Origin of the sequence: uncultured Porphyromonas sp., from assembly GCF_947254915.1 — a bacterium.
Classification (GTDB): Bacteria; Bacteroidota; Bacteroidia; order Bacteroidales; family Porphyromonadaceae; genus Porphyromonas.
The window spans coordinates 1-10,981 of the sequence record NZ_CAMYEZ010000072.1; the positions used below are offsets into that span (position 1 = coordinate 1).

A 10,981-nucleotide genomic window follows, 5' to 3' on the forward strand; every position below is an offset into this window, starting at 1 on the left:
AATGAAATGAAAGTTCCGAAGAATTTGTTCGTTCCTCGCTGGAAAATCAAAAAGCGCCCCCGAGGGATCGTTCAATTTCCTTGATAGTGACGTAGGTAGATAAGTTCATCTTGTGTCACAGATAAGCCATAAGCGGATTACTCCTCCTCAAAGTCTACGTACTCCCCTTGGTCTTTCTCAAACTTCTTCTTCGCTATATCCTTCATATCCAGCTTGCCCTGCTGTGACTGTGCATCCTCTGAGCTTTGCTGTGAGGTGGCAGAGTGCCACCCCTTGCGTGGCGCTTTTCGTGACTTAGTGTGCGGATCACCCTGCTGTATGTAGCGTCTCACCATCCAGTACAATATGCGAGGCGCAAAGTATCTAATGAGCAGGTACGTAAGTCCTATGACGAGGATCAGACCAAATATGAATTCCATGTGTCGGGTCTAGATTAAGGTGTTATTGTTGAGCGGCATCGATAGCGTCCGAATTGCTCTTGATCTGCCGACCGATGGCGAGCGAGACGATGATATAGAGCAGCATCGCTAGGCGTAGCGTACTCGCCACGGAGCCCAGCCACATATAGATACAGCCTGCAGGGACTAGGATAGCGCCCCATGCGATGAGGATGACCGTACCGTGAGATGCTTTCATCTGTGCACCTAGATGCTTCAGCGAGAGCATCGGCACACGGCTCACCATCAGGATACAGGAGAGGAGGAGTAGCCCATAGCCAGTCACTAGCGAAAGCGTATCCACCGCACAGGCGCAAGTGGAGAGCGAGATGCCGATCCACAAAAGCGCAGAGGCGGGCACCGGTAGCCCACGGAAGTAGTTGCTCGTCCCCGTATCATTATTAAAGAGTGCCAAGCGGTAGGCTGCAAACGGCAGGATCAGAAGAAAAGGTAGCGACATCATCAGAGCCGTAGACGCTACGTAGCCACTTGCCAAGAGTCTCCCCTCCATCGTGCAGAGAGCTAGCAGTGCAGGCGCTAGGCCAAAGGTGACCACATCTGAGAGCGAGTCTAGATCAGCGCCTATCGGAGAGGTCGCATGCAAGAGCCGCGCTACCATACCATCGAGCAGGTCAAAGAAAGCACCCACAGCAATCCAGATGGCACCCATCTGGTACTCCTTATAATATAGGATCGAAATGATCGCTGCCGCACCCGAGAGGATGTTGCACAGCGTTAGGAGATTGGGGATTAGTCGTTTTATCATGACAACGAGGTTTTGATCTTCATACAGCAAGAAGCGTGCCTACTGGGGCAGATAGCCCAGCGTTGTCTCACCGCCCACCACTTCGTCGCCTATCTTGATCGCTATCTCCGTACCCAGTGGCAGGTAAAGGTCAATGCGTGAGCCAAACTTGATGAAGCCGAGGAAGTCCTCGACCGTCACCTCGTCGCCCACCTTCGGGTAAGTGACGATACGTCGTGCCACAGCACCAGCGATCTGACGCTCTAGCACTTCATGGCCACCATCCGTACGGATGATCACCGCCGACCGCTCATTGAGCACGCTACTCTTAGGGAGAAACGCCTTGTAGTAAGCACCGCTCTGATGCTCCACATGAGTGATCGTACCATTGCAGGCGACCCAGTTAGCATGCACATTGTAGAGCGACATAAAGATCGAGAGCTTGAGACAGCGTCGTCCCAGCAGTTCAGGCTCCTCGACCTCCTCCATGACCACCACCTTGCCATCGGCTGGTGCTACGATGAGGCGTCTATTGCCCGCCTCGCTATTGCTACGCCTGGGGAAGCGAAAGAAGTTTAGCGCTAGCCCCATCACCGTGAGCGACACCAGCAGGGTCAAGATAAATACTCCCTTAAAGGGGACAAAGACAAAGGTTGCCCAGCAAGCCAACGTCAGTATGAGAAAGAAAGAGACGAGGAGTCCCACCCCCTCGCGATGTAGTCGTACCTTTTTCATTATGGATTAAGTAGAATAGGAATCGGCAGTAATTATGATAGGCAAAGATACAAAATAGCCCCCAAAGCTCTACCCCACTCCCCATTACCTCAAAGGAATTAGTCCAAATATCCCGAGTAACGATCCAACGTGTAGCCCGCTACGGGGACGCATAGACGCACTGTGCCACTACAAGACGGGTCGCTCGAGTGAGAGCGTCGCTGCGCTTTCGGTGCGTACGGGCTTAACTTGGTCACCAGCTGAGAAGGCATACGAGATGGTCAGCACCAGTCGCCGACGTGGCGAGAGGTTGAGACGAAGCTGCTCGGTCGTATCACCCATCCTCATCGTGATCCGATCCCTACTGTGGAGGAGATTACTCAGCGAGAGACTGAATTGCAACTGATCGTGTAGCAGTGAGGCGTAGCAACCTAAGTCCAGTCCGTAGCGACCGCCGAGGGTGTAGCCGAGTTGCTGACGAGCTGTCTCACCGCTGAAGGCTACGCTCAGACCAACCATCTTGGTGATAGTAAACTGATGCGTTGAGGTGCCACCCACCGAGAAGCTTTGTACCGACCGCCCAGGCATTTGCTCTTGATCATAGCGCAGGTAGAGGATATTATTCGTTCGCCAGAAGGGGAAGAGGCTCTTATTGAACGTCCCCGATGCGTAGTGGCTCCAGCGACTCCCCACATTGCTTGGCTGCGTATAGTAAAGGTCGGGAGCTGTCTCGTCCTTATAGGTCATAATCTGAATGATGTTGCGACCGTAGCGCACCCGATAGGTAAACTGCCAATCACGGTTGAGGAAGTAGTTGACCTCCGCCTCGTCAAATGTTTCCTGCTTAAGTCGCTGATTACCGATACTGTAGAGATTCTTCGTCAGGTAAGTCGCCACGGGCGAATAGTAACCGTAGTTGGGTAGCGAGAAGAAATGGCGGTATGCCACGCCTATCCCCGAAGCCTTCGCGGGGTTAAGCATATACTGCAGGAGCAGGTTAGGATAAAGCCCCCGATTTGGCACAGTGTAATCGTTCTGCGCATTGAGTAAGTCTCGGTAGTGCACCACCGTCGTCTGATAGCGCAAGCCCACCTGTAGGTAGAGCCGCTGGGTCAGCATCTTGCTGTACTCTAGATAAGGCGATAGGTCAAAGCCTGAGATCGCAAACTGCCGATGAATGATCTGAGGCAACGTGCCACTACTCACCCCGCCCGCATCGTTGTCGTCCAGCCCATAGTTATAAGAGAGCCCACCTGTGAGCTGATTGCCTCCTGCAAAGACCAGTGTAGCTCTTGGGTGAAAGGTCAGATAGTGCGTCCTGCTCTTGCTCTCTGCCAGCTCCCCCTCATTGGTCGAGTAGTAAGCCGATCCGTCGCTCTGCGAGTGGCTATAGCTCACTGTAGAGGCGATGCCCAGTCCCTCGCATACGGCCAGCCGTGCGGCATAGCTCACACCGCCATTGAGATTCAGAATGCGCTGGTCGTACCCTTGTGTCAGGAGCGTTTGCCCTGCGCCATCCTCTAGAAGCGTCTCCGCCTTGGGACGGTCGTATATCACACCGCCAAAGACGCCCAGCGTGTGCTGCTTATTGATCTGATACTTAACGCCGAAGTTGTCTAGCACGGCATAGTCTCTATTCTTGCTGTGACTCATCGTGGTGACGAGACTAGAGGCTTCGCCCTGGTACTTGTTTTGTCGTTCATACAGCGTAGTGTAGCGTCCCCCGCCACCACGTAGCGTGTTGTATAGCGAGACACCAGCCTTGGTGTACTGCAGAAAGAGCGAGGGCATCCCATCGACAAAGCCTCTCTGGTCAAACTGCGTCCGCAAGCTCACCGATCCAAGAAGTCCCGCCTCCGTTCTTAGCGTGATGTAGATGATTCCGCCCTTGATCTGCTGTCCTAGCGAAACGCCTGGATTAGGCACCACCTCAATGTGGTCTATCATAGAGGTCGGTATCGAGTTCAGCTGTTGCAACGTAATCTGCTGGTCTCCGATGTAGATGAGGTTGTCCTCCTTGCCGTTGAGTAGGAGCTGGTTGCCAGTCACCTCGACGGAGGGAATGAAGCGCAAGGCTTCCAACATAGACTTTCCCTTAGTTACGGGGTTGCCCTTAAACTGTACACGGATATTGCCATTCGACTGCAGCTTCGTGTGCTTGGCGACCACCTCAACCTCAGAGAGCTCAACGCTGTTTTCCTCTAGTGTGAAGTCCAACTGCGTGGTAGGCTGAGTGATCGTCACCCTGCGTTGCTGCGTCTTGTAGCCGATACAGCGCACCTCTATGAGATAGGTTCCACAAGCGGGCAAGCGTAGCGCATAAGCTCCCTGCGCATTGCTCACCGCTCCCGTCAGCGTCGTCGCTGTCGTGTCGCTCTGTAGCGTGATCGTAGCACCGATGATCGACTCTCCGCTACTGTCGGAGACGCTTCCCTTAACTTCGTAAGCGCCTTTCTGTGCGCTAAGCCATTGTCCCGCGATAACGAGCAGGAGGACGAAAACTACCTTCTTCATTCGAAAACTTGACTTGTTATTATTATCTGCGAAATGCTTTGCTAAAATACTACTGCACACCTGTCCTCTGGTCTAGGTCGGAGGTGGCGAGAGACTCGTTGCGCGTCACTTTGCGGCTCTTGCCCGAGTTGAAGTTGTACGTGATCTTTAGACCGATAGCACGCGCTTGGATCATATTCCTTTGGTTATACTCGAAGTCATCACCCCACTGCTTCGTCTCGAAGCGTATGTATTTCGAGAAGGGGTGCTGAGCCGTCAAGGTTAGATCCAGCTTGTCGTCCCAGAAGCTCTTCTTCAGGTAGAAGCTATACCCATGGCTGTATGAGTAGGTCGTGCGGAGTGTCGGCGGATTGGCATAGTAGTACCACGAAGCTCCTAGGTACCACGACTTGGGGAGCGTGACATCCACATTGGCTGACAGCATATTCTCCCAGTTCCGCTGAGAGAGTCCTTCACTAGGATAGTCGAAGAGGTGATACCTACAACTCCAAAAGAACGTAAGCGAGAGGGGCATGATAGGACGCCAGTTCATCCAAAGCGAAGCGTTCGGCACACGGTGCAAGCCTGCATTAGCAAAGGTATGATACAGTATCTCTGGACTTTTGGGGTCTCTATACCTCACGGACATAATCGCATTGTTGGTTTGCTCATAGCCCGTCGTTAGACTGAGGTAGAGTTGGTTCGAAAAGATTGTATAGGAGAGGTCTACATTGTGATGTAGCTCCGACTGCAAGTAAGGATTGCCAAAAGAGATGTCGTAGGTTGTCACCTGACTTCGATAAGGATTGAGACGCCAGATAGAGGGACGGATAGGGCTCATCTTGTAAGAGAGGAAGAGCTGCTGGCGGTCAGTGAGCATGTAGGAGAGCGTAGCCGTAGGGATCAGGTCTATGCCCGTCTTGTGAAAGTCTCCCTCACTGTTTTGCGAGAAAGTTATCTTGTCATAGACCAGCGTGCCTCGTGCTCCAGCGGAGAGAGCGAAGCGTTCACCCTGCCAAGCGTAGTTGGCATAAGCTGACGTAAGGCTCTGCAGCTGACTCATGTCTCCCTGACGGTAGAGCGGGTTATTCACCTCTTGCCAGTCGCCCTTGCCTTCGTTCCAGAGATGGTACTCAGGGCGAGAGCTACCCAGTCGTAGCACCTCCTTGACACCTACCTGCAGAGCGTGTCCTCCGCTCCAAATGAACTGATAGTCGCTCTGTAGGGCATGCTCGCTCAGACCTCCGCGTGAACGCTCCATACGTCGTGTCTCATCATAGGGAGAGCTCTCCCAGCTGGTGAAGCCATCTCGGTACTGACGCTCAGTCCACTCCTTGTACCTCAGGTCTGGGTTGTAAGCGTAGCGATAACCTATCGAGAAGCGGGGCTGCTTGTCCGCTGCATAGAGATTGCGATAAATAAGGTTACCCTCTACAGAGCCAGAGGTCAAGCGCATCTGATTGAGCGACGTGGCATATCGTGTAGGCTCATTAGGACGATCGAAAGTTTGCTGAGAGAGCCCTGTAGAGTAGACCGATGAGACGAAGAGGTGCCCATCAGCGTAGAGGCTATTCAGGCTATCTATGGCGTACTCTCCCATCAAGCTACCGACATGGTTTTGGAAGACACCATCGTTGTTACTCCCAGCCACCGCGGTGGACTTGAAGAGGCTGGTCGTCTTATCCCCTTGGAATGTGCGTCTAGATATATCCACAGGCTGATCCTTATGACGCGTATAGTCATAGTTGTAGTTGAGCGCTACGCTAAGCTTACCCTTAGTGAGAGTCAGACTTGAGGTGCCATTGATATTGGGGATTGTAGAGCCCATCAGAGAGATTAGTCCGCTGTACCCATCTAGGCTCTTGCTCTCAGTGATGATATTGATGATAGCATCTCCAGCAGAAGCGTCGTAGCGAGCATCTACCTGTGTGATCACCTCTATACCCTTGACGCTACTGGCGGGGATGCCTCGCAGAACCTCCGTGGGGTTCATCGAGGCAACACGAGAGGGCGAGCCGTTGATGTAGACGGAGAAGTTTGACGACCCCTTGACACGTATATTTCCCTCTCCATCTACAGTGACGAGGGGCACCTTGCGCAGGGCAAAGAGGAGATTGTCGGTCTGAGCCAAGACGTCGTTTTTCATATCATAGGTCAAGCCTTTGGGAGAAAGCTTGATGAGCTTGCGACGCGCCACCACCTGCACCTCGTCTAGAGTCTGAGCATCGGGGGCTAGGTAGATCGTGTCTAGATTGTTCTGTCCCGCCTGCGCCGTGACTCGCATTTGCTTAGTCTGAAAGCCAATCGACCTAATCGTCAACTGGTAGCTACCCATACGGAGCAGTGCCATCTGGAAGTGTCCCTCCTCATTGGCTGCTACCCCGCCTGTCAACTGCTCATCTAAAAGTTTGTACTCAATCGTAGCGTAGGCTATCGCCTCGTGACGTACGGAGTCCATAACGACGCCACTGATCTGACAAGGAGATGTCTGCGCCGAGGCAAATAGTGCGACAAGCAATAGCCCCATCACGAGAAGGGCTTTGCGGAGAAGGGTTGATAATAGACGTTTCATTTGACGATTACTGTTACAGAGACAAAGGTCGGAAGTTTTTTCTTGTTTCACAAGAGCTAAAAGGGTAATTGCTAGAAGCGGCGCTCGATGTCTTGGGCGCCTTGGCTGCGGGTGGAGGAGGTGTCCTTGCCGTTGGAGAACTTGTAGGAGATCGAGAGGTAGAGCGTCGGGTTGTCGTAGCTATTGTCGAAGGAGACGCTGTAGCCATCGTACTGGCTCACCCCCTTATAGTTCGAGACTAGGAGGTTTAGTCCAGCAATAGAGATAGCGAGCCGTCTATCCAAGAGGAAGTAGCTCATACCGAGTCCTAGATTGTACTGCGGCTCCAGCGTGACGACCGTCGTCTTCTGCCGTCCCGTGAACTCGCCCGAGAGGAAGCCAGTCCAGGTGCGGCTCTCGTTGAAAGTGAAGTCTAGGTAGCCACTGACGCCCCACTCACTGCCCGTCATCTTAGGCGGAAGCTGTGGCAATGTCGAGGTATAAAGGCTTCGGCCATAGTACGCCTCAAGGTTGGCACTCATCCAGCGGAGCTTGTCGAAGTAGTAGCCCGCCTCAGCTCCTAGGAAGAGACTGTTTTGCGCATTCTCCATCTGCGTGTAGACCCGCTCGCCCTGCAGAGTTGAGATAGGAGTCATCAGCCGTAGCCCTCTTCGCAAGCGTCCTCGGATAGAGAGGGATTGGTCGAAGGTGTAGCCAACCCCCAGCAAGTAGCGTAGCTCAGGACGAAGCTGCGCATTCCCCTGATAAAAGGTGCGCTCATTGACCTGCCAGACGAAGGGGTTGAGGTCTCTAAACTTAGGCTCCACGATGGAGCTATTGACCGTGAGCGTCAGCTGATGCCTTGGCGAGGGGGTGTAGCTGGCATGTAGCATCGGGAGCCAAGCGTCATCATAGCGATTTAGGTCTGGGATCGTGGTCGTTGCTTGCCCCTGCTGTGCCAGATGTGACTTGACCCCGAGGTAGCGCACCCCTAGGCGCATCCACCACTGGTCGCTCAGGCGAAGCGTACCGCTGACGTAAGGCGAGAGGCTCCACTCCTGCCAAACTATATCGTTGCGCTGCTGTATGAGCGGATGCGGACTCACCACATCGCTGTGCGCCCGATGATTGGCAGTACCACTCCAAGCGCCCTTGAGCCCTGTCTCTAGGAGGTAACGCTTGTCTCCATCTAAGTAGATCGCATAGTCGCTGCTTAGGTGTGCCCCCGAGGTGTGCAGATTGCTCTCCTCACGATAGGCTAAAAAAGGGTCGCTCTGAGCCAATGCCCGACCTTCGTAAGTAGTCTGCGAACCGTTTGTTAAGTTAAAGTACGACAGCTCGCTCCAGAGCTGTCCACCCCGCTCCCCGAAGGTTGCCTCCCAGTAAGCGGTCGCCGTGATGCGTGGCTCGGTAGCTAGGTAGGCGTTGCTATTCTCCACGACACGCTCTGGAGCGCTCGGCTGCGTGGTCGTCTCTTGGCTCTCAAAGAGGTTACGGTGCTTCTTCCTATTCCACGAGAGCGCCACGCCCACTAGGCTTTTCTCCCCATAGGCGTACTGTAGCGTGCCACGCACACCCATATAGTCGTAGCGACCCACCGAGGGCGTATAAGTGTGGTAGCGATAATCTTTCGCCTCGTAGGTAACATCCTCTAGATTGTCCGTTCCGTTGGCATTGATCGAAGGCGCTATTGAGGCAAAGAGCCCTCGCCGATTGTAGAGCAGCGAACCGTAGCCTCCGTAGCGGAAGTTATCCTTATTGGCAAACATGCCCTCAGTGCCAATCACCCCGCCCATATACTCCTTAAAGAGGGAGGAGGTGTGCAGGATAATCATCGCCGTATTGCCGTCTGGGTCGTACCTGAGTGGCGGCTGCGTAATCACCTCCACACGGTCTATCAGCCCCGCATCGTACCCTTTGAGGAGACCAGCAATCTCCGAAGCGTCGACACGCTGCAAGACATTGCCTATCTTGACCAAGACCTGCTCCTTGCCCAGGATGCTGAGCTGATTGCCCTTCACCTGCACCTTCGGTATATGCTTGAGCAAGTCTAAGGCATCGTTGCTGCGCTCTCGTATCTTGCGCACATCGACCGTAAAGCCATCGGGTCGGGTTCGCACCCCGACGATCTGCCCCCGCACGACCACCGTCTGGAGTTCCTCGCTACTCGTCTCCAGGGTAATGGAGCCTAGGTCAAGCGGTTTCCCCGTAAGGTTAATCTCCTCCGTGTGCATCGCATAGCCGAGGTAGCTCACGCCGAAGATGTACTGTCCAGCAGGCGCATTCATCGTAAAGTGTCCCGCAGCGTCACTCACAGCAAACTGCACAATCTCCTGCGTCTCCCGATCCTTCACGAGGAAGACGGAGGCACCCTCGAGCACCCCATTGGCATCTTGGACGCTTCCCGTGATGGCGCTCCCCGTCGTCTGCGCCGAGGCGGTGACGCTCCATATGATTAGCCCGATGGCTAAGTATAGTACTCTCTTGATCGTTCGTATATGTCGCATAGTGTGTCGTGTATATGTCGTAATTCTGCAGTAAGCCGTAGCAAATATATGTAAAACCGCCCGACCCGCCTACGCTACCTCAGGGCTGACGCATTATAAGCACTCTACTAGGAGCTGCCCAGGACGAGAACTGAGGGATGTCTGCCCCAAACACCACTACGTAGCGATACGGTCGGACTCTGAGTGCTTTTACATTCACGATGATTCGGAACTCTCCCGAGGTATTTGGAAACCGCCAGGGAGAAAATGAGAATTCTCCACGGAGGGGCGAAATAAAAGTTCGGAAGAATGAAATGAAACTTCGGAAGAATGAAATGAAAGTTCCGAAGAGTTTTTCCGTCCCTCACTGGAAAATCAAAGACTTCCACGGAGGAATTCACGATTTCCTCCGTAGAGGTTGTATTACTGCTGCGTGAGACTGATGCGGAGGGCGACGCCAAAGGAGGTATTGTTCACGGGGAAGGAGGCGGTGCTCACGAGCGGGTGATTCATATTCCAGTCAAAGTAGCCTCGTATGGTGAGCATACGGCTGAGTGCGTAGTCAGCACTGAGCTTGATGACGTGCGCCACATTGCCATTGGTCGCCTGCGTGAAGGCTTCCTGTATCTTGCGAATGAGCATTGAGGAGTGATTGTACGAGTACTCGCAGCGCAGGGTCATAGCACCGCCCGAGGCAAAGAGCGGATTCTCCTTTTTGCCACCCTGCGCCTGTGCTCCCGTACGCTGAGGTGCCCGACGCTTGATGCCGATGAGCTTGCTGAAGTCATCGATCTTGTAGTTGATCCCGACGGAGATCTCGTTGCGGCTGTTTTCGATGACCTGGAAGGAGGTGAGGTTGAGCATCAGGTCTCGCGACTTATTCCAGCGAGCGTTGAGTCCCAATCCACTTTGCAAGGTCATCTCTACGCCAATGAGCGGTGCAAAGGACTCACGAATGGAGACCTGCGTGATGTCGTAAGGCGAGGAGGCGACACGACGCATGCCATTTGCGCCACCAGAGGCACCGTCGGCGGGCATCTCTATGTAGCCCATGCGTAGCTGCTGCTCGATCGGTTGCCAGGAGATGAAGGAGTTGTAGTTCGCCACACTATAACTATTGCGATAGGTGTGGGAGAGGGAGAAGTTGCGGAAGAGGTCTGCCAGTGCGGGAATCTTTGTTAGCCCCGTGTAGGTGATGCTCCAGTTGGGAAGGGTGCGCCAGATCGAGTGGAAAGGCGTCGCTCCGTCTAGACCACGAGCCGTATAGGCAGCGATGAAGGCGGGGATCAGTACATCGGGACTATTGGGCCGCACCTCGGGAGCATCTGCTCCAGCGATAGCGTTGTACTGGTTGGTCAATCGCTGCACCATCTCCTGCTGGTAGCTGAGGAGATTGTCAAAGGTACTGGTCTTGTAGCCATTGCTGGCATTGGCACTGGCGAAGAAGCCCTTGAGTCCGATGGTTCCGGCGGTAAAGGTACCGCTGTAAGTCTCGGGAGCACCCTCAAACATATACTGCGTCTGCACCGCTCTATTGGTGTGATAGTCCCAGGTG

At 53.8% G+C, this 10,981-nt stretch carries 7 protein-coding genes; all 7 read right to left on the reverse strand.

The window, feature by feature from the left end; all coding sequences use genetic code 11:
- Window positions 1–137 precede the first annotated feature (137 nt).
- Window positions 138–419 carry a DUF4834 family protein gene (locus Q0X57_RS05425; protein WP_297728731.1) on the reverse strand — a complete coding sequence of 94 codons (282 nt, stop codon included), beginning with the start codon at window positions 417–419 and terminating at the stop codon, window positions 138–140.
- A gap of 22 nt (window positions 420–441) precedes the next feature.
- Window positions 442–1,203 carry a CDP-alcohol phosphatidyltransferase family protein gene (locus tag Q0X57_RS05430; protein WP_297728734.1) on the reverse strand — a complete coding sequence of 254 codons (762 nt, stop codon included), beginning with the start codon at window positions 1,201–1,203 and terminating at the stop codon, window positions 442–444.
- A 39-nt stretch (window positions 1,204–1,242) separates the two neighbouring features.
- A complete protein-coding gene (locus Q0X57_RS05435; protein WP_297728737.1) occupies window positions 1,243–1,917 on the reverse strand; it encodes a phosphatidylserine decarboxylase family protein in 675 nt (224 codons plus the stop codon).
- A 168-nt stretch (window positions 1,918–2,085) separates the two neighbouring features.
- A complete protein-coding gene (locus Q0X57_RS05440) occupies window positions 2,086–4,410 on the reverse strand; it encodes an outer membrane beta-barrel protein (protein WP_297728740.1) in 2,325 nt (774 codons plus the stop codon).
- 49 nt (window positions 4,411–4,459) lie between these two features.
- A complete protein-coding gene (locus tag Q0X57_RS05445) occupies window positions 4,460–6,961 on the reverse strand; it encodes a TonB-dependent receptor (protein ID WP_297728742.1) in 2,502 nt (833 codons plus the stop codon).
- A 71-nt stretch (window positions 6,962–7,032) separates the two neighbouring features.
- Window positions 7,033–9,447, reverse strand: coding sequence for an outer membrane beta-barrel family protein (locus tag Q0X57_RS05450; protein ID WP_297728745.1), 2,415 nt, complete (start codon window positions 9,445–9,447; stop codon window positions 7,033–7,035).
- Window positions 9,448–9,849: 402 nt separating this feature from the next.
- Window positions 9,850–10,981, reverse strand: a 1,132-nt coding sequence (gene sprA / locus Q0X57_RS05455) for a cell surface protein SprA (protein ID WP_297728747.1), incomplete at its 5' end; no start/stop codon positions are given.

What these genes read in the sequence shown, in the direction of transcription:
- Q0X57_RS05445 (WP_297728742.1), bottom strand. Translation starts at nt 6,961, where the DNA reads ATGAAACGTCTATTATCAACCCTTCTCCGCAAAGCCCTTCTCGTGATG.
- Q0X57_RS05430 (WP_297728734.1), bottom strand. Translation starts at nt 1,203, where the DNA reads ATGATAAAACGACTAATCCCCAATCTCCTAACGCTGTGCAACATCCTC.
- Q0X57_RS05450 (WP_297728745.1), bottom strand. Translation starts at nt 9,447, where the DNA reads ATGCGACATATACGAACGATCAAGAGAGTACTATACTTAGCCATCGGG.
- Q0X57_RS05425 (WP_297728731.1), bottom strand. Translation starts at nt 419, where the DNA reads ATGGAATTCATATTTGGTCTGATCCTCGTCATAGGACTTACGTACCTG.
- Q0X57_RS05435 (WP_297728737.1), bottom strand. Translation starts at nt 1,917, where the DNA reads ATGAAAAAGGTACGACTACATCGCGAGGGGGTGGGACTCCTCGTCTCT.
- Q0X57_RS05440 (WP_297728740.1), bottom strand. Translation starts at nt 4,410, where the DNA reads ATGAAGAAGGTAGTTTTCGTCCTCCTGCTCGTTATCGCGGGACAATGG.